Annotated in this window: 24 protein-coding genes; 12 read left to right on the top strand and 12 right to left on the bottom strand. The window is 47.2% G+C overall.

Annotated elements, in window-relative coordinates; genetic code table 11:
• The 4 genes from RH46_RS14630 to RH46_RS14615 all read right to left on the bottom strand — a co-directional run bounded on the left by RH46_RS14630 (nt 1) and on the right by RH46_RS14615 (nt 5,594).
• Nucleotides 1–1,623, bottom strand: coding sequence for a dihydroxyacetone kinase subunit DhaK (locus RH46_RS14630; protein WP_006880277.1), 1,623 nt, complete (start codon nt 1,621–1,623; stop codon nt 1–3).
• 103 nt (nt 1,624–1,726) lie between these two features.
• A complete protein-coding gene (locus RH46_RS14625) occupies nt 1,727–3,733 on the bottom strand; it encodes an alpha-glucosidase (protein ID WP_006880276.1) in 2,007 nt (668 codons plus the stop codon).
• 210 nt (nt 3,734–3,943) lie between these two features.
• The gene (locus RH46_RS14620) at nt 3,944–4,993 is read right to left on the bottom strand and encodes a TRAP transporter substrate-binding protein (RefSeq protein WP_006880275.1); all 1,050 of its coding nucleotides are present in this window, start codon (nt 4,991–4,993) and stop codon (nt 3,944–3,946) included.
• 91 nt (nt 4,994–5,084) lie between these two features.
• Nucleotides 5,085–5,594, bottom strand: a complete 510-nt coding sequence (locus RH46_RS14615) for a YgjV family protein (protein ID WP_006880274.1) — start codon at nt 5,592–5,594, stop codon at nt 5,085–5,087.
• Between the two features lie 207 nt (nt 5,595–5,801).
• On the opposite strand from RH46_RS14615, the gene RH46_RS14610 reads away from it, so the two are divergent.
• Together RH46_RS14610 and RH46_RS14605 are read left to right on the top strand one after the other, a co-directional pair.
• The gene (locus RH46_RS14610) at nt 5,802–6,692 is read left to right on the top strand and encodes a LysR family transcriptional regulator (protein WP_006880273.1); all 891 of its coding nucleotides are present in this window, start codon (nt 5,802–5,804) and stop codon (nt 6,690–6,692) included.
• Nucleotides 6,693–6,825: 133 nt separating this feature from the next.
• Complete coding sequence (locus RH46_RS14605) at nt 6,826–7,605, top strand: HAD-IIB family hydrolase (protein WP_006880272.1); 780 nt, start codon at nt 6,826–6,828, stop codon at nt 7,603–7,605.
• A 28-nt stretch (nt 7,606–7,633) separates the two neighbouring features.
• Here RH46_RS14605 and RH46_RS14600 read toward each other — a convergent pair whose 3' ends face one another.
• Complete coding sequence (locus RH46_RS14600) at nt 7,634–7,822, bottom strand: hypothetical protein (protein ID WP_006880271.1); 189 nt, start codon at nt 7,820–7,822, stop codon at nt 7,634–7,636.
• Between the two features lie 149 nt (nt 7,823–7,971).
• Between RH46_RS14600 and RH46_RS22370 the strand changes: the two genes are divergently transcribed.
• The 6 genes from RH46_RS22370 (at nt 7,972) to RH46_RS14575 (ending at nt 11,792) form a co-directional block, all read left to right on the top strand.
• Nucleotides 7,972–8,145: a hypothetical protein gene (locus RH46_RS22370; RefSeq protein ID WP_006880270.1), complete on the top strand. Its 174-nt coding sequence runs from the start codon at nt 7,972–7,974 to the stop codon at nt 8,143–8,145.
• A gap of 196 nt (nt 8,146–8,341) precedes the next feature.
• On the top strand, nt 8,342–8,671 hold the full coding sequence (locus RH46_RS14595) for a zinc ribbon domain-containing protein YjdM (protein WP_006880269.1): 330 nt from the start codon (nt 8,342–8,344) through the stop codon (nt 8,669–8,671).
• Nucleotides 8,672–8,834: 163 nt separating this feature from the next.
• Nucleotides 8,835–9,203, top strand: a complete 369-nt coding sequence (locus tag RH46_RS14590) for a VOC family protein (protein WP_006880268.1) — start codon at nt 8,835–8,837, stop codon at nt 9,201–9,203.
• A gap of 27 nt (nt 9,204–9,230) precedes the next feature.
• Nucleotides 9,231–9,647 (top strand): VOC family protein, encoded by a 417-nt coding sequence (locus RH46_RS14585; RefSeq protein ID WP_006880267.1) that lies wholly within the window; start codon nt 9,231–9,233, stop codon nt 9,645–9,647.
• A gap of 42 nt (nt 9,648–9,689) precedes the next feature.
• On the top strand, nt 9,690–10,145 hold the full coding sequence (locus tag RH46_RS14580) for a GNAT family N-acetyltransferase (RefSeq protein ID WP_006880266.1): 456 nt from the start codon (nt 9,690–9,692) through the stop codon (nt 10,143–10,145).
• 114 nt (nt 10,146–10,259) lie between these two features.
• On the top strand, nt 10,260–11,792 hold the full coding sequence (locus tag RH46_RS14575) for a phospholipase D family protein (RefSeq protein ID WP_006880265.1): 1,533 nt from the start codon (nt 10,260–10,262) through the stop codon (nt 11,790–11,792).
• Between the two features lie 83 nt (nt 11,793–11,875).
• Here RH46_RS14575 and phnE (RH46_RS14570) read toward each other — a convergent pair whose 3' ends face one another.
• The 7 genes from phnE (RH46_RS14570) to RH46_RS14540 all read right to left on the bottom strand — a co-directional run bounded on the left by phnE (RH46_RS14570) (nt 11,876) and on the right by RH46_RS14540 (nt 20,338).
• Nucleotides 11,876–12,679 carry a phosphonate ABC transporter, permease protein PhnE gene (gene phnE / locus RH46_RS14570; protein WP_006880264.1) on the bottom strand — a complete coding sequence of 268 codons (804 nt, stop codon included), beginning with the start codon at nt 12,677–12,679 and terminating at the stop codon, nt 11,876–11,878.
• Nucleotides 12,679–13,485, bottom strand: a complete 807-nt coding sequence (gene phnE, locus RH46_RS14565) for a phosphonate ABC transporter, permease protein PhnE (RefSeq protein WP_006880263.1) — start codon at nt 13,483–13,485, stop codon at nt 12,679–12,681. The genes phnE (RH46_RS14570) and phnE (RH46_RS14565) overlap by 1 nt, the downstream gene beginning before the upstream one ends.
• Nucleotides 13,473–14,243: a phosphonate ABC transporter ATP-binding protein gene (phnC, locus tag RH46_RS14560; protein ID WP_006880262.1), complete on the bottom strand. Its 771-nt coding sequence runs from the start codon at nt 14,241–14,243 to the stop codon at nt 13,473–13,475. Before phnC ends, phnE (RH46_RS14565) begins: the two co-directional genes overlap by 13 nt.
• Nucleotides 14,244–14,336: 93 nt before the next feature.
• Nucleotides 14,337–15,377 carry a phosphate/phosphite/phosphonate ABC transporter substrate-binding protein gene (gene phnD, locus RH46_RS14555; protein WP_006880261.1) on the bottom strand — a complete coding sequence of 347 codons (1,041 nt, stop codon included), beginning with the start codon at nt 15,375–15,377 and terminating at the stop codon, nt 14,337–14,339.
• Between the two features lie 240 nt (nt 15,378–15,617).
• A complete protein-coding gene (locus RH46_RS14550; protein WP_006880260.1) occupies nt 15,618–16,829 on the bottom strand; it encodes a glycerophosphodiester phosphodiesterase family protein in 1,212 nt (403 codons plus the stop codon).
• A gap of 213 nt (nt 16,830–17,042) precedes the next feature.
• Entirely contained in the window at nt 17,043–18,395 is a 1,353-nt protein-coding gene (locus RH46_RS14545; protein WP_006880259.1) for a sigma-54-dependent transcriptional regulator, read from the bottom strand.
• On the bottom strand, nt 18,392–20,338 hold the full coding sequence (locus RH46_RS14540) for an ATP-binding protein (protein WP_241210062.1): 1,947 nt from the start codon (nt 20,336–20,338) through the stop codon (nt 18,392–18,394). The genes RH46_RS14545 and RH46_RS14540 overlap by 4 nt, the downstream gene beginning before the upstream one ends.
• Before the next feature lie 299 nt (nt 20,339–20,637).
• Between RH46_RS14540 and RH46_RS14535 the strand changes: the two genes are divergently transcribed.
• The 4 genes from RH46_RS14535 to RH46_RS14520 all read left to right on the top strand — a co-directional run bounded on the left by RH46_RS14535 (nt 20,638) and on the right by RH46_RS14520 (nt 26,208).
• Nucleotides 20,638–22,074 (top strand): ATP-binding protein, encoded by a 1,437-nt coding sequence (locus tag RH46_RS14535; protein ID WP_006880257.1) that lies wholly within the window; start codon nt 20,638–20,640, stop codon nt 22,072–22,074.
• A 32-nt stretch (nt 22,075–22,106) separates the two neighbouring features.
• On the top strand, nt 22,107–22,772 hold the full coding sequence (locus RH46_RS14530) for a response regulator (protein WP_006880256.1): 666 nt from the start codon (nt 22,107–22,109) through the stop codon (nt 22,770–22,772).
• An 89-nt stretch (nt 22,773–22,861) separates the two neighbouring features.
• Nucleotides 22,862–24,424 (top strand): Lcl domain-containing protein, encoded by a 1,563-nt coding sequence (locus tag RH46_RS14525; protein ID WP_006880255.1) that lies wholly within the window; start codon nt 22,862–22,864, stop codon nt 24,422–24,424.
• A gap of 191 nt (nt 24,425–24,615) precedes the next feature.
• Nucleotides 24,616–26,208 carry a bacteriohemerythrin gene (locus tag RH46_RS14520; RefSeq protein ID WP_040895951.1) on the top strand — a complete coding sequence of 531 codons (1,593 nt, stop codon included), beginning with the start codon at nt 24,616–24,618 and terminating at the stop codon, nt 26,206–26,208.
• Nucleotides 26,209–26,250: the final 42 nt, after the last annotated feature.

Raw genomic sequence — 26,250 nt, 5'->3', positions numbered from 1 at the left:
TTAAAACTGGTTGAATACGGTTTCTACTGCGAATGCACCCGGATCTTTAGTGCCTGATAAGCTTGAGCTGTTGAGATAGGAAGAGCGACCTGCTTTCGCACTGGTCATGCCTACGGTTGACTCCGCACCTTTCCTTGCAGCGGCAATGGCAGCAACGAATCCTTCTTCAATCCATGCTTCTAAAGCAGGGTGAAGTGCATCAATCATTGTGCGGTCACCTGGTTTAGCGCCACCGTAAGCCATCATCTGGGCTAAACCTGCTTGCAATGATTTCGGCAATGAACCATTGAGTTCAAATTCACGACCTGCTGCAGTAAACATGATTGAAAGCAGCACACCCGATGAGCCGCCCATCACCGACGTCAGGCAGTCCGCAATCGCCGTCATAAGCTTGGCTTTGTCTTGAAGAGGGAGCTGCTGAGCGTCAAGTTGAGCCAGTACTTTACGCGCACCAGCAGCAAATGTTGAGCCAGTATCACCATCACCAACTATCGAATCGAGATGATTGAGGTCAGCTTCAATATTAATGATCGACTGACATACCTTAGATAACACCAGAGCAGTCTCTTGGTCGTGAGATGGAATAAAGTCATTCTTAGCAATTTGGTTTTCGCACTTAGTGACCGGTACTTCACGGCGAGCCACGCACCCCGGCCAAGCGGCGGTTTCCACTTCAGACGTTAGCGCTTTGCTGATCTCTTCGCTGAGCTGGATTGTTGAAATCGAAAAGCCTTTCATATCAATGGCCGTCATCAAAGCACCACTAACAATAAATTTGGCTTGCTGACCAAGTTCAGACTCCATCACTTCTTTGGCCACAATATTCATTTCAATAGGGGAAAGTCCGCCTAAGTTGTTTAGCAAGATAGCGTTCTCGGACGTAGGTTTCGCACCCACCAGCTTTGAAACCATCGTTGAAACAAGCTGTTTCGCTTTAGGAAGATCAATGGTTTCAATGCCCGCTTCGCCGTGAATACCCAAACCCAATTCTGCTTTGCCTTGAGCAATACGATCATTGCTTTCTCCAGGCAATGAACAACTGGTCAGCGCCACACCGATTGAAGCCGTTTTTTCATGCGCATCAATCGCAGCTTGCTTAACCTCTTCTAGTGATGCACCCTGCTCTGCAACGTAGCCTGCCACTTTCTGTACAAACAAGGTACCAGCAATACCGCGCGGCTGTGGGTTACCCGGAATTGAGATATCATCACCAACCACAATAAGATCGACTTTGCGTCCCATCTCTTTGGCTTTTTCTACAGCCAAACCAAAGTTCAGACGGTCACCGGTATAGTTTTTGATGATCACCAGACAACCTTTGTCGCCTGTTACATGCAGAATGGCGTTTAGCACCGCATCAACACTTGGTGCAGCAAACAGGTCACCGCATACCGCTGCTGTAAGCATACCTTTGCCAACAAACCCCGCGTGAGCTGGTTCGTGACCTGAACCACCTCCACAAATCAGTGCAACTTTATCTCTGTTCCAGTCACTACGGGCAACCACTTTGATATCGTTGTCGAAGTCTAAGAAAGTCAGGTTTTCATGAGTGCTGGTGTAGAGCGTTCCCTCAATAGAGTCCATAACAAACGACTCTTTATTATTTAGGATTAGATCAGACATAATTCTTCCAGATTTTGTTCAAACGAATTTGGCTAGTACCTCCATGTCTGGAGGCACTAAGTTATTGTTTTAATATTGGCTTCTTGTTGTACTAACGACTTAGCTAGATGTTTTTAATTTCAGCTAACAACAATGCATCTTGTGATTGCTTGCGGTAGAACACAGGTGGTTGGCCGATTGGTGCATCAACCTTGATCCAGCCTCCAGTAAAGGTTTCGCCACTCCATACGTGTACCCACTCATCTTCAGGTAGATAAAGCTCTTTCACTGTTTCACCCTGGTTGTATACCGGAGCTACCATCAGGTCACGACCAAACAGGTACTGGTATTGAATTTGGTATGCTTGTGAGTCCTGCTCGTAATGCATAAACAGCGGGCGCTGAACTGGCATACCTTTACTAGCGTTCTCTTCAACCGCAGCTTTAATGTAAGGCTTAAGGTGCTTGTAGATTTTAGTCATACGAGCAAGGTGAGCCATTGTCTCTGAATCAGTATCAAACTGATGGTTATCGGTAGGACGGTTACCTTCATGGCTACGCATAATTGGCGTAAATGCAGCCATTTCCGCCCAGCGCTGGAACAACTCTTTCGAACGTTTATTGCCGTGCAGAGTCGTGTAGCCACCGATGTCACTATGACTGATGCCGTTACCCATTAAGCCTGCAGAGAGTGCTGCCGGGATCACCGACGCCAGACCATCATCTTTTTCCCAAATTACCGACTGGTCACCAGCCCAAAGTGCGTGACAGTAGCCTTGCATACCCGTCGCGCCAGCACGCATAAAGAACAGAATATCGTCAGTCTTACCTGCCTCTGCTATCGCTTCGTGCTGCACTTTCGCCCAGCGGTAAGGCCATTTATTGTGTTCAATTTCCGCGCTAACACCGTTGTTAAGTGAACAGTCTGTTGGCAAGTACTCACCAAAGTCGCCCATCCAGCCATCAAGACCGAAATCAATCATGTTGGCTCGAATGACACCTTTGTACCATTCACACGCCTCAGGATTAGTGAAGTCGACCACACCACAATAAAACTCACCAAAATCGACCACGTACTTCGAACCATCTTCTTTTGTCGCTAAATAGCCCTTTTCGAAAGCTTCTTCATAGAGTGGGAAGTCTTCCAGAACGTATGGGTTGATATAGCCCAAGAAGCGAATACCGTCTTCCTTCATTTGGTGGATCTTGCTATCTAGATCAGGGTAAAGGTCCGCATTCCACTGCCAGTCCCACTGAAGACGTTTACCAAATGAAGTCATCTTGATGCCTTGCCAGTCCTGACACCATGCACCTGCCACTTCAATCCCAGCTTCGCGGGCTGCAGCAACCTTATCTAGAGTAATGTCTGTACCACCCTGGATACCAAGGATGACACCATTGTAGACCCAATCAGGTAGAGCTGGTTGACGACCAAACACATCAGTGATGTTGGTCATTAGTGCCGGGAACGACTCTTCGGCGTCAAACAGTAGGTAGTCGGGGATATTCCAACATTGAAGTTCATGATACTCAGCGTGGGAAAAATCGAAATCAGCGTAAGCCGTTGTTTGTAGATGGCAGAAGTACTTCTTGTCAGATACGAAAGTTGGCTGCGGGTAGTTAGTGGTGTAGTAGTCACCACCTGCCTTATCTTTCACGTCCGCTTGCCAGGTAGTGTAAGTACTTTTGTTTCGACCTACCCCTGGCTCAGAGCTCCACAGCGGGAAGTTTTTTCCGCGCAGATTGAGGTAACTTAATTGCTCACCACAACCAAAGACGGCTTCATTCTCTGTTGCAGCAACCCGAACCCAGAAGCGATTGTATTTGTCTTCAAGGGCGTTAAATTCCGCTTTTAATCGTGTTTGTTCTGTTTCAAACAGGCGCACTTCTAACGCCGCATCACCATCGACAAAAAAAGTCACCACGATGTGATCTGATTCTTCTTTAATCGAGAACTTCTTAAGCGGTAAACGCTCAGAGACATAATCAGAGATATCAAAGTTACCACGATACATATCGAAGGTACCTTGACCGATACCCAGATATAGCGCCGGGCTCATTTCAGAGTGTTCAAATACCGTTCTGTTTTTATGACTGATAGTAAAACCGGTAGAGGTTTGGGCAAGTTTCATTAATGCGGCTTCCAAAATTTAGACAAAGGGACACCAACCACATCGGCGATGTGAGTCATATTACTGGTAAAATCACGATTAACTGTGTTGAGGAGTGTATTGCTAAGCGATGTTTAACGAGCTTTTATTACTCAACATTAAGTCATAACACCAAGGCGATTGGTTTGGGCGCACATCAGGCGAAGGCGCCCTGTTTTTTATGTATTTCGATTAGTTAAACTGGATATCGTATTCAGCTTGAATTTGTGCTTCACAGGTTTTGATTTCGCTTTCAAAACGCTCTAGCCATTTCTTACCATCAGCACCGGTTGTCTCCAGGAATGAAGCCTTAACTGGTTCAGACGCAAGTTTAAAGGCCTCTTTCTCAGCAACCGTCGGGTTGTAGACTACACCGTCAGCTTTTTTAAACTCTTCGTACGCTGAATACTCTTTGTGTTTAGGGTAAGAGCGTAGGTATTGGTTCTGAGCAGCAATACCGTCAACAATTACCTGTTTCAGATCATCTGGGAACGACTTGAATTTATTGTCGTTGAACACCCAAGCACCGCCCATATATCCATGACCATCCAAGATCATGAAGTGCAGGCTCTCGTGGAATTTGTTCATCACGATGTCAACGATACCGTTCTTAGTACCATCAACCATACCTGTCGATAGCGCCGTGTATACTTCAGGCCATGCGATCGGTGTTGGCGCGCCGCCAAGCTCTTTAACAAGCTCTTGCTGAACTTTTGCCGGAACGGTACGTAACTTAAGACCTTTCACGTCTTCTGGGCTCTTAACCTGTTTGCTGGTTGTTGCAATGTTACGCCAACCACCTGAGTTCGAAACCGCCATCAAACGAACGTTCGGCGCTTTTTTAAGCAGCTCACCTCGAACATCGCCGATAAACTTCTCGTTATCATAGACACATTCCGCTACTCGGTCGTTTGGTAGCAGGTATGGCAGGTCAAATGCGCCTACTGGTTGCCAGAAGTTACCTAGCTCAGGAATGGTGGTCTGGAAGTAGTCAAACATGCCTGCCTGTACACCAGCCATGCACTCTTTAGCATTTGAACATAGCTGGCCCGATGGATAGATATCTACTTGGATCTGACCGTTAGAACGAGACTCAACGAAGTTCTTGAATACCAATAAAGATTGGTGGTTGTATCCGTCAGTCGTTGTCACGTGAGGTACAGTTAGCTTGTAATCAGCCGCGTTCGCAACTCCGGCAGCAAGTAGTGATGCAGTTGCAAGGCCCAGTAGTGTTTTGTTCATATTGTTTCCTTTCACGTTAATGGATGCGACCCTTGTAGTTAGTGTTATTAGTAATAAGAGTCTTAGTTTTAATATTGACCCCAGTAGGGATTTAATTGGTTTGAATACTTAATTTCTGTTGTTTGTTTAACCTGAATATCGTGATGCACAGCATGGTGGAGTTAAACAGGTCATTGATCAGACCACCATATGAACCAACCACAATCGCATTCACCATCCAGATTAAAGTGCAGACAAGGAATGCAATTCGCATTCGCATACCTTGCGCGCAGAATAGGGCGTAACAACTGATTATCGAGGCAACTGCCGGAAGCAAATCACGCGGCTCAGAGTAGAAGTAGATACTCATTACAATCTGGGCAATCAGAAACACGAAAAAGACTTTGATACCCTTGTATCTCACAGAAACGAGAGCGCGGAATGAATTCACAAACAGGTTAAGTCCTGCGACAACGGCGCCAAGTAAGGTGAAATGTACTGAGAAGGTAAGACATGAAAGACAAATGAGCGCGCGCATACGGTTGTCATTAACCGTTGATGCCGCCATCAGGTTGAAACCTAATGCCACAAATCCCAGCGATTGAATCAAAGTTTCATTCATCAATGTCATTCCTAGTCGCTAAAAAAAGAAGTCCGACAATTACTTGAGTTGTCTCGCTTATTCTGGTCGTTCACACCTTTATAATTCGATATTAATCAGATAATTATAGGTGTCGGACTAACTTTGTTCCCTTACACGCTATTGACTATAAAAGAGCGATTCGATTAGTTATAATGAAAGAAATTCAACTTTTGATTCCAAACCGGAATGGATATAGATTTACTTCGCACTTTTTGCCAGCTCGCTGAGGACAAGAATTTCCGTGTCGCCTCGGAACACCTTTATATCACTCAGTCTGCGCTGACTAAGAAGGTCAAGCGTCTCGAAGAACAGCTCAATGTTGTATTATTTGATCGAGGTCGACATGGGGCTGAATTAAGCCCGATGGGTAAGATTTTGCTGCCCGAAGCAAAACGGGTTTTGAAAGGCTTTGAGTCGTTTAAGACATTATCGGCATTTGTTGCAGAAGGTACTTCTGGGCATCTAAATATCGGCTTTGGTATCTCCTCGTTTCACGAAGCCCCCAATTACATCGCTCGCTTCAAGCAGGATCATCCTAATGTGCATGTCAGCCTAAACGACTACCCTTCTCACATTTTGGTCGAAGAGATGACGCTTGGGAACTTGCAGCTAGGTTTTGACCGACTTCCTGTTGAGCCTCCGTTAACAGCGATTCCACTCTTCTCTGACCGGCTGGCGATCGCAATCCATGAGAAAGAGCTGATAGACGAAGATAATTTATGGGCCTCTCTTAGCCATCACAGCTATCTGGCGCTGAGTCGAGGGAAAAACCCAACGATGAATAAACACATCACCTCATACTTGTGGGAAGCCCAGCAAAGACCGGCAGTAGTTGAAGAAGCAGACGATATCATCACCTTACTGGCTCTGGTATCTGCTCGGTTGGGTTACACTATTATCCCAGCCAGTGTTGCCAGAATTAGCCAGCCGCAAATTCGCTTTATACCGCTCTCTGGCGCACATGCTGAATGGTCAGTTGGGTTGTTATGGAATCCTGAAGTTAGCGATCCGGCAACACAGTCATTCGTTAATAAAGTAAAACAAAGTACTGATAGCATCGACCAGCCCGACGTGTAGATACGCCAACAAAGTGAAAAGTCTCTTAATCAAAACCTAAGCGACTTTTTCTTGTCAGCCCCGCCTACCTCACTGATTTCGCTGTTGAGAGTCGATACACTGGTGCGATTGCTCAACTAAAATAAGAACTTTAATGGATAACTCTCTTTCAACGGAATGGAAGTCAGTCGAATGGGTACTGACAGACGTCGACGATACACTTACCTGGCAAGGCAAACTGCCTCCTGAAACGCTCATTGCACTGCAATCTCTTCAACAAAAGGGAATCAAGGTCGTGGCAGTGACTGGCGCCTGCGCTGGATGGTGTGACCATATCGCACAACTTTGGCCTGTCGATGCAGTATTGGGAGAAAATGGAGCCTTTACGCTCAAAAAAGGCGTTAAAGGCGTATCACTATCCAGTTTCGTTGATCTTAGTACCATGCGAGAGCAGCAAGCTGAGCTTAAAGCGCAGGTGGAGCAGATTTTAAGCGACTATCCTGGCGTGGATCTGACTCTGGATCAGGCTTACCGACTGTGTGAGGTAGCCATTGATATTGGCCAGAACAGGCAAGCACTCGACAGCCGGATCGTTGAAGAGATCGTGGCTAAGATCCACCAGTTAGGCGCACACGCTACCGCTAGTTCAATTCATATCAATGCGTGGTATGGAGAACATTCAAAGCGAAACGCTGCCTTCCATTACTTAACAGCGCATGGCTTATCAGAGCAGGATATTTTAGACAAATGTTGTTATGTCGGTGACTCGCTTAATGATCAACAGATGTTCGAAACCCTGCCACTAACAGTCGGGGTGAAAAACATTGAGCATTACTGGGACAAACTAAACCACAAGCCTTCGCTGGTCATGACCCAGCCGGGTGGCTTCGGCTTTGCCGAGTTCACTGAGCTATTACTGGCACAAAAGTGCTAATAGCTCAGTCAACCAGTATCAACGACCGTTACTCTTCTGATATAGGCAGTCGCTTATCTTTGAGGTTGGTGTACAAATGCGCCTGATTTCGTTCGATAAGAACCATAGCAAGTAACGGGTTAAGCGCGCGAACTTCCCCTTTCACATACGGTACCGGAATATCCCAAGCGTTGTTCTGGTACATCCCTTCTTCGTCAAATTGAACAAGAAAATTCATGCTTACCTCCACCAGCGTATGAGCACTTTATTAATATTAGCCTCTAATTAATACTTTTGTTAATTACAAAAATGAGAGGTGGTCAGCACTGAACATATATGCGCCTACCTATACTTTCAGTAGGTGTTCAGACTGAGGAGTAGCAACTGATGGATTTCACAGACAAACTCCGCCTTCGTGGTAAAGCCGAAGAGGATATTTACTTCGCCAGAATCGACCAGGAACTGATTAAAGCCATGCATGAAAAAGAAGCTCTTGAAGATGGTAAAAACCAAAAACAGGTCGAGAACGAACAGCAACCTCCTGCAACTATGAGCAAATAGTCCACTGGACGAGAGGCGATGACAAAGCTATCAAGCGACATCTTATTGGAGTACCGATTTTAGTAGCACAATAGCAAAACTCACCAACGAGTCGCGTTTGCACTCGACGGAAGAGTATTCGCCAAAATAATCTACTCGATCCTGTCAGCCTGAGGTATTAACATAAGCCTCAAATTTAACTCCCTAATGGTCACTTATGTCTTTTCCTCCTTGTCCTAACTGTCAGTCTGAATACGTTTATCAAGATCAATCTCACCTAGTGTGCCCAGAGTGCGCTTATGAATGGAACCCAGACGAAGTCGAAGAGACATTCAGCGTCAATGATGCGAACGGCACTCAGTTAGCGGAAGGCGATAAAGTCACCCTAGCTAAAGACCTGAAAGTAAAAGGCAGCTCACTGGTGTTGAAGATTGGTACCAAAGCGGTCATCAGGCGTATTGTCGAAGGCAAAGATCACCAGTTGGACTGCAAAGTCGATGGCGCTGGTGAAATGATGGTAACAGCTAAATTCGTTAAAAAAGCCTGATTGTGATTACCAAATCAGCATCACGCTCGCTCATTAATGACTAGTTTTCACACAGCCTCAAGGTTAGCCCTTTCAGCCAACTTTGGGGCTTTTTGTTTTTAGCTCAATGATTTAATCTAACTAGCAGGCCATAATGGATAATCAAAATTAAAAGGACTTAATCATGATCATCAATCATGTTTCAGTGGGGGTTTCAGACGTCGCTCAAGCGGTATCGTTTTATGACGCCGTTCTCGCGGCTCTCGACATCAAACGCAGCCACTACATCGAAAACACGGCAGCAGCCTATGGTGATCATTTTGAGTTCTGGGTGGGGTGTCCGTGTGAAGGCCAAGCAGGCTCAGGCAATGGAACTCATATCGCTTTTAATGCACCAAGCAAACAGGCCATTGATCACTTCTATGCCACCGCTATCGAACTTGGAGCATCGTGCGAAGGCAAACCGGGGCCAAGACCTGAGTATGGCGAAACCTACTACGCCGCCTTTGTCCGTGACCCAGACGGAAACAAGATCGAAGCAGCAATCATGTAACTCCCTCGAATCCTTTAAGGTCACTAGATGAAACAGAATATTGTGCATATCGCTCTAGTCGTTAAAGACTACGATGAAGCGATCGACTTTTACGTTAATAAGTTACAGTTCGAACTTATTGAAGATACCTATCAGCCACATGAGGACAAGCGCTGGGTGGTTGTGGCTCCGCCAAACTCCCACGGCGTGACTTTACTATTAGCACGAGCCTCGAAACCAGAGCAGCTTGATTTTATTGGCAATCAGGCTGGCGGGCGAGTGTTCCTATTCTTGAATACCGATGACTTCTGGCGAGATTACGAACGTATGAAGTCTATTGGCATCGAATTTGTCCGAGCCCCCAAACAGCAGGATTACGGCATCGTTGCCGTGTTTAAAGACTTGTACGGCAATTTGTGGGATTTGCTACAACTAAACCCCGAGCACCCAATGGCAAACAGATAGATGCAATAACGACTTACTAAAATAATTATTGGAAGAGACGATATGGAAATTAGCTTGTTAGCAGACAGCCCAGGTGACGCACCTCAGGTGGCAAAATGGTATTACGAACAGTGGGAAATCAACAACCCGGACTCATCAGTTGAGAAGATAACCGAGAAGATCCTGCTCGGTGCCCAAAGAGACCAATTACCTATCGCGTTTGTTGTTCATCTTGATGGTCAGCTTGTCGGTGCTGGTGAGGTCAAATATCGCGAGTTACCCCAGTATCCGGGCTTTAACCACTGGTTAGATGGTGTTTACGTGCCTAGCGAGCATCGTGGTAAAGGCATCTCAACCCTGCTGATTAACTTCGCTAACAATACTGCTAAAGAGTGCGGTGTGAAGGATCTTTATCTGCGCTGCGAAGAGCACAACGTCAAGCTATATGAAAAGTACGGCTACAAGGTAGTGCTGACTGAAGAAAACAAATCCATCATGAAACGAGTGATTAACGACTAGACTCTCAACAAAGTACCTGTATAACTGGCTCTGGAACATGAGCCAGTCATCGTGCATGCTGTTGTTAATACTCATGACAACTGTTGAATCGCCAACTCAATCAAGGAATTAGTAATGCCAGTGCTGCCAAGGATAACGACCAGCCTCTTATTGGCCGCAGCCCTCGCTGGCTGTGGAAGTCTTCCAGAACAAATAGATCACGCTCCGCAGACAAGCCCACAGACAACCAACAGCGAACTGTCGCAACTGACTCGTTCCTATTGGAGTGAGCAATCTGATCAGCAGATGAGCGCAGTCACCTTGCAGGATAACGGCTGGCAGGCTCTGAGTCAGCGTTTAGCCCTGATTGAAACCGCGCAAAAAACCATCGATATTCAATACTATATCTGGAACTCGGACCTTTCCGGTCAGTATCTGGCAAGCCGACTGATGGCTGCAGCCGATCGTGGTGTTCGGGTTCGCGTGATGCTGGATGATATCAACCTCAATGAACGCGAGGCACTGCTGATTGCCCTCGACAATCATCCGCAGATAGAGATCCGTGTTTTCAACCCAATCCCTACCCGTCGAGGTGTGGCCAAGTGGCTCAATGTTCTGGGTGACTTTTCCCGTCTCAACCGCCGTATGCACAACAAATCGTTTACCGTTGATGGCGCACTGTCAGTGGTAGGCGGTCGAAATATAGGTAACGAGTATTTCGACCTTGCTGACGACATCAACTTCCGCGATCGTGACGTTATGGTGATGGGTGCTGTGGTCAGTGATATTCAGACCAGCTTCAATACTTATTGGGACAGTCGCTGGTCCTACCCTGTCGAGCTATTAGGCAAGCCATCAGAAACCGACTTAACGATACTGGATGACGTTGCAGCCCCTCAATATACCAACTACCCATCTCTTCCTGAGGGACGAGCTGCTGCGCTTAGTTATCTGACCGGCCTGATGAACAACATGGATTGGGTAAAGGCGAGTTATGTCTATGATCAGCCTGTTCCAGAGGATGCCAGTGACACCAGCGAGCCAAAAGCAACCGCCAGATACCTTGCTCAGCTTGCAGGCCAATCTGAGCAGGAAATCGTGCTGGAATCTGCTTATCTAATCTTTGATGATCGCCAGTTAGAGTCAATGCAGACTCTCACCAGCCAAGGCGTAGAGGTTAAAGCGCTAACTAACTCTATGGCATCCAACGATCTGGTAACCAATCATTCCGGTTACGCCGGACGACGTGAGGATATGCTAGAGCACGGGATTCAGCTTTTTGAGCTCAAACCTGAGGCGAAAGTATGTGAAGTATCGACCAGAGATGCAGCCAAATGCGCTCCGACAACGGGCTATGGTCTGCACTCAAAGTCAGCGGTATTCGATAATCGAATAGCGACAGTGGGCTCGTTTAACTTCAATCTGCGCTCAACCTATCTCAATACCGAGTCCCTCTTGGTGATAGAAGACCCAGAGCTTGCCAAGCGCCTTGCTGCCGATATTAATCAGGCGATGAATCAGGATAACAGTTGGCGCTTAGAGTTACAGAATGGCAACGTTCAGTGGTATTCCGGCTCAGAGAGTTTTGGCCACGAACCGGATACAGGTAAGTGGCAAAGGTTTGAGTCCTATTTCCTACAGTTGCTGCCAATTGAGAAATATCTCTAAACCAGAAGTCATCTGACGGAACGAAAAAAAAGGCAGGTTTCCCTGCCTTTTTGTCCAACATCTAGCCAATTGACGTTGTTTTTTTAAATCAGTTTCTTACGCACATGAACAACCAGTGCTTCTGCCAGTACCACAACAGCGAAAATGCTCACTAGAACCATTGATACTTTCTGCCATTCGAACAGGTTTTGCGCATCGTTTAGCACCACACCGATACCGCCAGCGCCAACCAGACCCAATACCGCCGATTCACGCACGTTGATATCCCAGCGGAACAACACGATTGAGAAGAAAGCAGGCATCACCTGTGGCCAGTAACCTTTAAGCAAGATGCTTGTCCACGACGCACCGGTCGCTTTCAATGCTTCGATGGTGCCCATATTTACTTCAGCAATCGCTTCAGCAAGCAGTTTGCCAACAAAGCCGACACTGCGAACCGCAATCGCCATAATTCCAGCCAGTACACCTGGACCAAACAGTGCAATAAACAACAGTGCCCAAACCAGTGAGTTAACTGAACGAGATGACACTAAGAAGAACTGAGCAATCCAGTTTAGTGATTTGCTCGGAGTGATATTTGGAGCGTTAAGCAGCGCCAGCGGAATCGCCAGTACCAACGTAAACAAAGTACCTAAAGTAGCGATATGCAGAGTCTCAATCAGCGCCGCATGAATCGTTTCAGGGTAGAAAGCGTAATCAAGCGGAACCATACGACCAAACATATCAGCAAACTGAGCTGGCGCGTCGTACAAGAACTCCGGAATCACTTCCACAGTCTGCCACGACCATACAATAGCCGATACAAAACATAGGTAAGCAGCGAACCTTGCAAGACGCTCACTAACCGTGAAACGTTGCCATTCTCTATCAATAGAAGCGGTCGTCATTAGAAGATTCTCCTTACAACATTAGACAAGAACTCACCAACAAGAATCAGCGCGATGATGGTGATTAGAATCGCGGCAACAAAGTCATAGTCGAAACGCTGGAATGCAGAGAAAAGCGTACCACCCAGGCCACCAGCACCAACGATACCTACCATGGTTGAGTTACGCAGATTAGAGTCCAACTGATAGCTAGCAAAGCCGATAAAGCGGGTAAATACCTGTGGCATAACCGCAAACAGGATCACACTGACAAAGCTGGCACCTGTAGCACGAATCGCTTCAACCTGCTTAAATGAAATCTCCTCAATCGCTTCTGCAAACAGCTTGGCGATGAAGCCAATTGATGCGAATACCAGAGTCAGAATACCGGCCAGTGCGCCAAAACCTACAGCCTTAACAAACAGAATGGCAATGATCACTGGGTGGAAAGAACGGCACAGAGCGATAAATCCACGGATCGGCGTAGAGACGATGCTCGGCATCATGTTACGCGCTGCAAGCAGCCCTAGAAATAGCGAAATGACAATGCCGAAAAAGCTCGAAATAATCGCGATTTGAAGACTCTCAGCTAAGCCGCTAAGTAGCAGGTTTGAGCGTGAGAAATCAGGCGGAAACATACGACTTAGCAAGCGCTCACTTTCCCCAAAACCAACGACTAGTCGTTCAAACGTTAGGTTAAGTGTCGAGAAGCTGTAGAACAGATACGCAACCACAGCAACCACACCAATACGACTTGCCCACGACGCTTTGAACGGGTTTTCAACCTTGCCTGCGGTGGTGCCTGTCGATGTGCTTAATCCAGCCATGACTCACCTCCGTAGATGATTTTCAGGTCCTCTTCACTGATGCCTTCAGGACTGCCGTCATAGTGTACTTTGCCGTTACACATACCGATGATGCGGTTGGCAAAACGCTTAGCAAGATTAACGTCATGGATGTTAACCAATACCGGGATCTGTTTCTCTTTAGCGAACGTTTCCATCAGCTCCATGATCTCTACCGCGGTTTTCGGGTCGAGTGATGACGTTGGTTCATCCGCCAGCAGGATATATGGGTCTTGCATAACAGCGCGGGCAATACCGACACGCTGACGCTGACCACCAGAAAGGCTGTCTGCACGTTGATTAGCAAAATCCTGCAGACCGACAAATTCTAGTAGTTCGAATGCTTTTTTCAGATCTTCTTTTGAGTAGTTACGACGCCATGCGTTCCAGGAAGACATGTAACCAAGACGGCCACACAATACGTTTTCGATTACGGTTAAACGCTCCACCAGGTTGTACTCCTGAAACACCATACCAATATGGCGACGCTGTTTACGTAGCGCCTGACCATTGAGTTTTGTCAGGTCTTCGCCTTCAAACAGGATCTCACCGCTGGTTGGATCGTTAAGACGGTTAATACAACGAAGTAAGGTACTTTTACCAGTACCCGACGGGCCAATGATGGCAATGATACCCGGTTGGTCGATATCGATGTCGATACCTTTAAGGATTGGCTTGCCTGCCACGTATTCATGAAAAAGGTTATTGATCTTTATTCCGTCATAGCTCGCTACGGCCATACTACTATTCCTTGTTTTTTGGGTGTACGGTGCCCTGTGCCCTACACACGAGGACACCGTACTTTTATTTAGAATGATTATTGGTTTAGAGGATTATTGCGTTGTTGCTTGCTTCGCTAGCTCTGCTGCTTTCTTCTTAGCGCGCTTAGCTGCATCTTTTTCAGCAAGTTTTTTCAGACCAGCTTTGGTGTAAGCCGTACCTGTTGCGTGTGCAATATCACGGATAACTGACCAGTCTTCCTGATAAGTGATTGGAGAGAAACGGTCCGCACCTTTAAACGCATCGCTCATTTCTTGAGTAAAGCGGTAGCTGAAGAATGCTTCGTTGATCTTCTCTACTAGTTCTGGTTTCAGGTTGTACGCGTAGCCAAATGCAGAAGTTGGGAAACGTGGGCTACGGTAGATGATTTTCAGCTCAGATGCGTCTACGCGACCAGCGGCAACCATACGATCATATACGTCTGAAGCGACAGGAGCGGCATCGTAGTCACCGTTGTATACGCCTAGGATTGATTGGTCATGCTTGCCTGAGTACAGCACTTTGTAGTCTTGATCCGGTACCAGACCCTGTGCTGGGAATAGTGCGCGTGGAGCAAGGTTGCCTGAGTTAGATGACGCAGAGGTGTGCGCTACTCGCTTGCCTTTCAGATCAGCCATTTCATTGATGCCGCTGTCCTTACGAACGATAGTCACCAGGTTGTAGCCCTGGAAACCAGACTCATCACCTTTCACTGCGATTGGTACGTAACCCGCTAAGTTAACCGCGTAGCCAGTTGGGCCAGTCGAGAAACCTGCTACGTGCAGACGACCAGAACGCATCGCTTCAACCTGAGCCGAGTTAGAGTGAACAGTGTAGTAGATTACTTTCTTGCCAGTGATCTTGCTTAGGTGTGCCTGGAAGTCAGCAAACGCATCTTTATACAGAGCCGGGTCCTCTACAGGCGTGTAAGTAAATACAAGCGTGCTTGGATCAATCCACTCATTAGAATCTTTCGGCGCATCTGCCACTAAGTCTTGGTTTTCGTCACAATATCTGTCATCCAGTACCCCACGGTTGGCACACTCACTTGCCATCGCCATTGAAGGAAGCAGCAAAGAGCCAGCGATTAACAATCCTTTTACACTGTTTTTCATATTAGAACCTTACATTCACGTTATTGTTGATGTTCACGTCTCCTATAGCAGGGGGTGTGCCAACTATTTTATTGTTACTTTTCAATAAGATAAACAAGTGCCCATTTATGCAATTTACATTTGGGTCATTTGTGTCCAGTTAATTTCAGCGCATTTGGGTCATATCTGTCCCCGACAAAACAGAGGACAAAAAAAGGGTCTTACGACCCTTTTCTATCCACTGATAATACTAAGCTGAGCTTAGATATCCATACAGTTTGCGTAGTATGTGACCGTTGACGGCCAGTCACTGAATACACCCAGTACGCCAACATCTTTCGCTAGCACGTCGAGTACTTTCATCATGTCACCGTCGCGTTTGATCTGCTCAGTAACGGTTTGGTAATACCAACCGCCACCTTGAGCCAGTGGACCAGAACGCTCTAGTGTCCATGCGATGATGTCGAGATCCGCCTGCTTAGCCAATTTAGCGTATTCAGACTCAACAATATTGTTGTTGCCATCTAGCTGAACCAGCGCGTATAGCGGCGGCGCAATGATTTGAACGCCTTGTTCTGACAGCTCTTTCATGTTTTCCAGTGAAGCGGCAAAGCCTTCTTTGGCATAGACGCGGTCGTCGAGGTACACTGCCTGCTTGCCGAACTTAGGCTCGTTCTTGATCCAGTATTTTACGTCATCAAGGTTGAATGACTGCACAAATGCTTCTTTTGGTGAGAAGCCGGCTTGTTTCAGCTCATCAATCAGCTTCTGCGCGTACATTTCCTGAGTAAAGCCCTGATAAGGCATTTCAACCTTCGCTGACTTCAGTTCAGGTGTGACCTTAACACCGTACTTCTTAAACAGCGCAGCACTTTCCGCGTGAGTCATCAAAGTACCCGTCTGTGAGTAAAGGTCTGTACGCCAGCCCGGAGTACCATTCATGTACTCTTCAACTGTGGTCGCCTTTGGATTCGCCCCATCCATTTTGCCTTTAAGCGTTTTGAATTCTGCCAGAGTGAAATCTGATGTACGACACTCAACCTGTGCATCTTCACCTGTTGCCGGATTAGCGGGTTTAAATGGTACCGAACATTTCTTAGCAAGTTCAGGATGTGCAAGCACATCAGTCGTGGTATGCAAATCACTTTGTGAATGGCGACATACCAACTGTTTGTCTTTGGTAAATGTCACGTCACACTCAAGCACACCTGCACCCATTGCAATCGCCGCAAGATATGACTCTTTAGTGTGCTCAGGAAACTGCATCGCTGCACCGCGGTGGCCAATAGAAAAGTCGCTACGGTAAAATGGGCCTGCTTCACAGCTTTCCAGTTTCGTTTTCAGTGGTCCCTCTTCCATATCACTTACTAGGTATAACGGGCGTGGACCCACTTGAGCAGGTTCATTACCCGCCATTGCTAGTGAGCTGACACCTAACAATAGAGCGATACTACTGGTTAAGATTTGCTTCATCTGTTGATTCTCCTTGCAGCAAATAGTTATTTGTTCGTTTTGGCGTTCTGATTCGGGCAAGTCTCAATCGCAATAGACGACTAACTCCCTGACTTCTAATCAGAACTACCTACAGTTTGCACGCAACGTGCCAAAAACTTTTCACTTACAATTCAATCAGATAAGTATAACGTTTTTATTAAACTTCTATGATGGGTCAATTATGTCTTGCCCTTAAAGGTGACGATTAGGTTTAAAGCTCTCTTTATCCAACTGGTGCTTTTTCATCTTACGATACAGCGTTTTACGCGGTAGGTTTAAACGCAGTGACACTTCATTAATATTGCCAGCCATCTCGATCAACGCTTCAGTGAGAACGTTGCGTTCGTACTGCTCCATCTGCTGTTCAAACGCAAAGCCGTCATTGTTGAGGGTTGATGGCGCCTGCAAGTCAAATCCTTCACCGACAATACCCAAAACAAAGCGGTCTGCGACATTTCTCAACTCACGAACATTACCCGGCCAGTCGTGACGACATAGCTGTTGGATCTGCTCTGCATAAAGGGTCGATGCACGGGTTTTGTACTTCTGGCTCGCCTGAACCACGAAATGTCTGAACAGCGACTGGATATCTTCTTTGCGCTGACGCAGAGGTGGCAGGTTGAGGCTGGCTATGTTGAGTCGGTAAAAAAGGTCGGCCCTGAACTCACCGCGTTTACTCAGCTCTGCCAGATCGGCTTTACTGGCTGCTACGACCGTGATCTCAACCGGAATTAAGCTATTGCCACCTACCCGTTCAATAACACGTTCCTGAATCACACGTAGTAGCTTAATTTGCACGGCGATCGGCATGCTCTCAATCTCATCAAGAAACAGTGTCCCGCCATGAGCCTGTTCAATTTTACCGATGCGCTTTTTGTTGGCGCTGGTAAACGAGCCGGCTTCATGACCAAACAGTTCACTTTCAATGATGCTTTCTGTCATACCGCCACAGTTAATCGCGACAAAGGGTTTTTCACGTCGCTCTGAATATCGATGCAGTGCTCGGGCGATCACTTCTTTACCTGTGCCGGTTTCGCCATTGATGATGGTATCAACACCAGTACGAGCCAGTGCCAGCACTTGGGTACGAATCATCTCCATTTGGCTTGAAACACCAATCACGACGTTCTCAATCGGCTGCTCTGATGTTGCACTGTCTAGGCTTGGTGCATTATGAATATGCGTCGCAGCGAGTGTGAGTTTTTCAATCAACTCATCACTTTGCAGCGGCTTTTCAATAAAGTCGAACGCACCTAGCTTCATCGCTTCAATCGCCATCGGAATATCTCCATGGCCACTCATCAGGATCACTTCGCAGCCCGGTGCACGTCCCTGAATAGCGTCCAGCATCGACAGTCCATCAAGCTGAGGCATGCGCACATCACACAACACCACCTGTCGGCTATCCGGTGACAGCGATTTCAGACCCAGCTTGGGGTCAGTAAATCCTGTTACGCTGAAGCCTTCCAGCTCCAACATTTCGCCTACGGCCTCTACCACGTCCAATTCATCGTCAATCAGGGTGATATGCTTTTCCATCATCATGCTGTTTCGCCTTGTTCAAGATGTACTACAAACTCACTGCCAAGCTCAGGCTGAGAGTAAACCCGTATCGAGCCACCAAAATCTTTGATGATATTGAATGCTATCGAGAGCCCGAGTCCCAGGCCCTTCCCGACTTCTTTACGGGTATAAAAAGGATCAAAAATATGCGGAATGTCGTCAGCGAGGATGCCTTTTCCGTTGTCTTTCACGGCAATAGTCACTTCACTGGCAACGCGTGCCACCGATACCACAATCAGTGGTTCAGGTTTGTTTTCCACCGCATCAATTGCGTTGCTGATCAAGTTAACCAATACCTGCTCCAACCGAATAGGGTTGGCGCGGACGTTTTCGTCTGAGGCCAGATCGCAATCGAGAACAATCGGCACCTGCCTGTTGGCAAACAGCTCTATCGCATCGTTAACCACTGGCATCACTTCAACCGAGGAAATCTTGCCGTCGCTCTTACGGGAGAATGCTTTTAAGTGATGCGTTAAAGCGGCGACCTTACCCAGCAGTTGCTCAATTTTCTTCAGATTTTGCGTCGCTTTGTCATCGCGTTGCTGCTCCAGCCATTTCTGTGCACTGCGCGTGTGACTGCTTATGGCGGTCAGCGGCTGGTTGATTTCGTGGGTAATACCGACACTCAGTTGCCCCAACGCAGCGAGCTTCCCAGCCTGCACCAGCTCATCCTGAGTGACTCGCAATTTCTCTTCGGCAACCCGGCGCTCTTCCACTTCGGCTTCAAGTTTTTGGTTGGTCTGTTTAACCACTTTGGCCGTGGCCTGAAATACCTGCAGAGACTTGGCCATCTGAGTGATTTCATCGTGCCCCTTAAGCTCAATTCGCGTATCTAAATGACCCGTCGAAATAGCAAACATGTCATCGCGCAGATTAAGCAGTCGCTCAAGAACATTTTTGCGTACATAGAACCAGGCGATCCCAGCCGCAGCAATCACACTGAACAGCGACAGTGCCAGCGAGAAGGTACGGTTGGAAGCAAGAGAGTGCTGAACCTGCGCGATGGATGAGTCGATTTCCAAGTTTACGTTAGAGGTATTGCGCTCAATCTGTACCGACAACTGGTGCAAATACTTGCGGCTGTTTTCGAGCAGGAATTCTTGTTGATAGTAGTGCTCAAGGGCCTGATTCTTCAGTTGCACCAGACGGCTTGAACGGGAAGCAAGGGTGTAGATGACCGACAGCTTTTCATCCAATGCTGGTAGCGACTCCGCCAGACCACTATCGAGCCACAAACTGAACCAGTCCTGACCAAGTTGCTCCAGACGATAGGTGGTGTAATCCAGTTCATTAAAACTGCCATCGTTGTAGAGTTTCTCTACCAGACCCAACTGGTAAAACAGTAACGCTTTGAGCTGACTGTACTGCAACTGGGACTTTTGCGCTTCAGGCAAGCTGTCCAGCTCTTCGCTGACCTGTTGCAGTAGCGGGTAAAAGCCTTCCAGCAAGCGACGCAACTCTTTATTCAGCTCACGGGACTCTTCACCACTTTGGTAGAGCAGGCTGAGGCTGTTACTCACCTGCATCATCAGATCTTTGAAATAAGCGTGGTACTCAGGGAAATGTTCAAGTACCAGGCCCATTTCGTCGATGCTCTGTTCAATACGCTCCATGGCGTTGCGCCGTTCGAGATTTGAATCTGCCGACACCACCTGAGACGAATCAGTAATCACCAATCGCACCATATCGTTGAGTCGCGCTGCCTGCTCCAACGCTGGGATCTCTTTCTCTTTGAGATCGACCAGAGCGGATTCTAACTCGTCATAGGTGGTCGACGTGAACAATGCCAGCAGTAAGGTGGTCATCGACAACATGGCTAACGCAAGGCCAAGGCGCACTTCAATGCCGCGCCACTTAAAACTGCCACGTCGTGATCGCGTATATTCTGGCTCGCGAGCTGAAACCTCGATATCTCGTTCAACCATCTGATTCACTTGAATATTCCTACCTGATTAAGCTCTGCCATTACTGCATTGGCCAGCTTGGGATTAACAATCCATATAAAACATCACTACAATTTATTAATAAAGTAATGATTACCAGATTTGTGGAATAGGCAGTTAGAAATTCTATCATTCGCTCTTTTCCGAACTGGAAAAGGTCGTTTCTCCTCATTATTCGCTACGCTGTACGCATTTCCTGTCGCTTTTCGTTTGGAGCTCTCCATATTCTCTCCACATTTGCGTGTAGAATAAGTAGGTGGACGAAAATTAACGGGCTTTGTATGCGCATCTCTTTGTTTCAGAAACTTTTTGCAGCCTTATTGCTGAGCAGTACGCTTGTCATTGCGACAATGGCGATATTGATCAATGCCAGTTTCAAAGATGGCTTTCAGCAGTACCTGAACGAAGAGGAGTTAATCAAGGTTCGTCAGTTAGCAACCAGAGTCAGCAGCTACTACTCGCCTAATCACGAGTGGTATCGAATTAGACAATCCCCCCATATCTGGGCCTCACTATTGCAACAGTTAGGCGAAGTCCCACCACCGATTGGCCGACGTCCTCCACCACCTGAACAAGCAAAGACGCCAACGATGCCGAAACCATCAATCATGGCGCCACTCAGTGCCCGCCTGAACCTGTTCGATGCTCAGCAACAGCTTGTTCTTGGTCCACGGGAAAATCTTAAACTGCACAAGGAGATAACGCTGGAGAAAGTGCCGATCACATTAGACGCACAAGTGATTGGCTACATTACCGTAGCGCAGAATCAATCGCTAACCAATCAGCTGGCGCAACGCTTTTTACAGTCTCAAACCAAGCATCTTGCGACCATCAGTATCGCCGTTATTGTGCTCAGCCTGTTATTTGCATTAGTTTGTGCCCGCTACCTGCTGGAGCCATTACGAGCATTACACAAGGGAGCTAACGCAGTGGGTGGAGGCGATCTCGATTATTGCATCAAACATCGTGGCAATGATGAAATTGCCGACGTCACTAAGGCGTTCAACCATCTGGTAGCCTCACTCAAACAGCAAGAGCAGCTGCGTGAACGCTGGTTGTCTGACATTTCCCATGAGCTACGTACCCCTCTGGCGGTGTTAAGAGGAGAGTTAGAGGCTGTGCAGGATGAAATCAGAAAACCACAGCCTGAGTTGATTGATTCCCTTCATCAGCAAGTACTGACCCTGACCCGTTTAGTCGACGATTTACGGGCCACCAGTCAGGCCGATTTACAACAGCAACTCGACCTCCAACAACTTAATCTTGATAGCCTGCTGACGAATGTGGTTGCCAGTTATGACAGGCGCTATCAGGACAAGCAGTTAACACTGGACTACATCGCGGCAGATGATGTCGCCTCAATCATAGGCGATAAACACAAACTTACTCAGCTGATGAATAATCTGCTGGAAAATAGCTACCGCTATACTGATAGCGGCGGAGAAGTGAAAGTAGCATTGACCCAAAGGCTAGATGAAGTGGTGCTCGTAGTTGAAGACAGCTCACCGGGAGTACCTGATGAAGCATTGAGTAAACTATCTGACCGTCTATATAGGGTCGATCAGTCACGCAGCCGAGAGTTTGGTGGTTCAGGTCTCGGCTTGTCTATCTGTAACAACATTATTCAGGGCCATCAGGGAACCTTGATGCTCGATCATTCCCACCTCGGTGGTCTTAAAGTGACGGTTTATTTACCTATAAACAACCCGAGTCACTAACCGCATAATCACAAACCTGAACAAGGAAAGTCATGATATTGATTGTAGAAGACGAACCATCACTAGCCAGCGTGGTAGCGGATTACCTCTCTCACAGTGGTTATCAGACCCATATTATTGGCGATGGTGCTGAGGTTATTGACTGGGTCAGACAGTACAATCCAGATCTAATCCTGCTTGATCTCATGCTACCTAACCGGGATGGACTAGACATCTATCGTGAACTGAGAAGCTTCAGTGACATTCCGATAATCATGGCAACCGCTAAGGTGGATGAAATTGATCGTCTGCTCGGGCTGGAATTAGGCGCGGACGATTATGTCTGTAAACCTTACAGCCCGAGAGAATTAGTTGCCCGGGTTAAGAATGTTCTACGTCGATTCCAGCACACCCCCTCTCACACCACGCGCTCCCCGCTCAAAGTGGATCCAGACAAGATGCAGACTCTGGTCGATGATACGCCGGTAATGCTAACCCCGGCAGAATTCCAATTACTTTGCTACTTCAACCAGCATCATGGGCAAGTTTTCAGTCGAGATCAGTTAATGAATAGGATCTACAGCGATGGCAGAGTAGTTACAGACCGCACCATCGACAGTCATATTAAAAACCTGCGTAAGAAGGTTCAGGCGGTGAATGATCAATATGACTGGATCAAGTCGGTCTATGGCGTCGGTTATCGGTTTGAGCTGGATTAGTGACGATCTCCATATTGTCTCCATAGTTCCTGCACAATTGCCGCTCATAGTGAATCCATCAACAGCAACGAATCTTGTCAGGAGATACCATGAGCAATTTCGACACTCGAGTGATGAAAAACAGACGTTTTCGTTTATCCCAAATTACCACAATGATGCTGTTACTGAGTGCAAGCGCCGTCTCTGCTGATCAGTCAACATATAGCTACACCATAGTTGATACCAATCAGAGTCAGTGTAGTGACACTTCAAACACACTGGATACCTGTATCGCTCCCGGAGAATCAGGGTTTGGTCAGGATGCTCAATATCAGGGCAATAGTGCGAGCTACTCAGTAAACCCTAACGGCACGATCACAGACAACAATACCGGCCTGATTTGGGCGCAAAGCATCGATATAAATGGCGACGGTCAGATTACCGCAGCGGACAAGGTGACCTATGATCAGGCGATCAGCTATGCCGCGCAGCTTAAACTTGGTGGCTATGACGACTGGCGCGTACCCACCATCAAAGAGCTCTACTCACTAATGATGTTTGATGGACAGGATCCAAGTGGTATTCGCGGCGCAGGTAACTACTCAATCCGACCTTTCATCGACCATACTGTTTTTGGTTTTGAGTCTGGCGATACTAAGGCCGGAGAACGACTTATCGACTCTCAATACCTCAGCAGCACTAAATATGTCTCAACCACAATGAATGGCGACGAGACCGTCTTCGGTGTCAATTTTATCGATGGACGTATCAAAGGTTATGGTACCTCCTCACCTCGTGGTACCGAGAAAACCTTCTACCTTTTGACCGTAAGAGGCAACACCGACTACGGCATCAACCAGTTTGTTGATAACGACAACGGTACCATCACCGATCTGGCCACTGGCCTGACATGGCAGCAGGGTGACAGCCAGCAGGGAATGGATTGGTTTTCAGCCCTTAGTTACTGTGAAAACCTTGAGTTGGCAGATAGCACTGACTGGCGACTACCGAACGCCAAGGAGCTTCAGTCGATCGTCGATTACAGCAAATCCCCCGACACCAGCAACAGTGCAGCCATCGACACTATGTTTGAGGTGACGAGCATCGTTAATGAAGACGATAAAATCGACTACCCAAATTACTGGAGTAGCACCACACACGCCAACCTTAAAAACAGCAAAAACGCCGCTTACATCGCTTTTGGTCGCTCAATGGGTTTCATGAATGGCAGCTGGAAGGATGTTCACGGTGCAGGCGCGCAGCGTAGTGACCCGAAACAATACACAGGTCAGGACTACCCTCAGGGGCACGGTCCTCAGGGTGATGCTGTTCGCTATCAGAACTACGTCCGTTGTGTGACCGATAACGAGACTCAACTGGTTGAGAACCCAACCGTTGAAGTTCGCGAGACCAAGCATTACCAATTAGATGGATCTGAAACAGAAATGAATAGCCAGCAGCCAGGTCCTATGCGTCCATCCTCATTTGCCCCAAGCAAAGCCAGCGGTGCTAAGCCCGGAAACCCGATGGCAGATTTGGACAAAAATGGTGACGGCAAGCTATCTCGCTCCGAGGTTAGAGGACCACTAGCACAAGATTTTAGTCGCCTGGATCGCAACAACGATGGCTATATCACTAGCGATGAACTGCCAAGTCACCCACCCAAACGATAAGCGCAAGCTTAGCCAATAGAGCCCCACTCAACGAAATGGGGCTCTACCCCCTTTAATTGACACTAACATCAACGCCTCAAACTAAATCACGATTTTGATGATAAATAAATTGCACATTTAGTGTGGGTAATCGCCATCTTTCGCCTAAATTTAATGGAGTGATCAACGGTAAGTTCAAAAGGTGCGAATGTATGTCTAAGTCACTAGTGTCTAAAATAAGCCAGCTTTCACCCACACAATGGTCTGTAATCATGACCCTGCTGATCCTACCCGTCGCCGCGTATTTAATAATGCTTCAGGCCTGGGGTTGGCTGCTGTTAATAGCGCTCTACCATATTATCGTCCTAAGCATCATCCACACTATGGGTGGCATGCTAGTCAAAATAGGTAAAGCAGCGCGTAATCTCTCAGAAGGTGACCTCACAGTGAGGCTGTCTGGAGAAGGTGAACTATCCACACCACTACTGCGCACCGTTAACCGTATTGGTGAAGACATTTCCCGTACCGTGCACGCACTACGCAAATCCACCGCTCGACTGGTCAGTGTCGCGGATACCGTTCAACAAGATTCTGGTATTTCCAAATCCGGGGCTATCGGTCAGAAAGAGGATGTCGACAGCGCCAGACAGATCATTACTCAGTTATCTGAAATTACTCAAAGTGTTTCTAGCTACTGTGAATCAACCTCAGCCCTCGCCAATGAGGCGAAGACTAAAGCCGATCAAGGCACCAAGGATATGGTGGCTCTTGAGTCTGCTCTGGATAACGCCAATCAGCAGATAGACAACTCAAACGAACATTTTCAGTCCCTGATGGAAGAAACCGCACAAATTAGTCAGGTGATGGAAACCATCAGTAGTATTGCCGAGCAGACCAATCTACTGGCGCTCAACGCAGCGATTGAAAGTGCCCGTGCAGGTGAACAGGGACGCGGTTTTGCGGTAGTGGCTGACGAAGTGCGTTCTCTGGCGATGAGAACGCAGGAAGCAACCGAAGAGATACGTCAGAAAATCACCAACCTACAGACTAAAACCGATGACGTAATGGAGACAATGAAGGAGAACAAGTCCAGTATGGCGCGCTCTCTGGACATAGCCTCAACCGCGGAACATACCTTCAAGGAGCTCAATCAACAGATCGACGAAGTACGTAACTACGGACAACATATTGCCCAGTCTTCTGATGATCAGATGCAACAAACACAGAACCTTGAACAATGCTTACAATTGATTGCTGATGAGTCAGACAACAATGTTCGCTCAACCCAAGAAACCTTGATTGCCAGTATTACCGTGCGCAACTTATCCGGTGAAATTGATTCATTACTTCACCGCTTCGCCACCGATGAACGACAGATCGAAGCGGAAGAGGCCAAACGCGATAAGTTGATGGATTGGAATGAACAGCTGGACATTGGCCTTGATGAAATTAACCGACAACACCAAGCCCTGCTGCACTTAATTAACGAGTTATACCATTTGTTAAAACACAACTATGGTCTGTCGTCTATCAAACGTGTCGTGCAGGGTTTGATTGATTACACCGCAAATCACTTCAAGTACGAAGAGGTGCTATTTGAGCAAATTGACTACGCTCAAACTCGGGAACACGTCGATAAACATACCGAATTAGTCTCCCAGGTTCTGGACTTTCAAAAACGAGTTGAACGCGGTGAAGAGATTGGCGATGAACTGATGACATTTTTGAAAAACTGGCTCAGTAACCACATCATGCGTGAAGACAAAGCGTATGTTGATAGCTTTAAAGACAACAACTTAAACTAACAAAGCGCCCTGTAGCTACAGGGCTTAGTGAATAGAAAATAA

Origin of the sequence: Vibrio brasiliensis LMG 20546 (assembly GCF_000189255.1) — a bacterium.
Taxonomy (GTDB): Bacteria; Pseudomonadota; Gammaproteobacteria; order Enterobacterales; family Vibrionaceae; genus Vibrio; species Vibrio brasiliensis.
The sequence above is the reverse complement of the archived record's forward strand: the minus strand, read 5'-3'. Positions and strand labels throughout refer to the sequence as shown.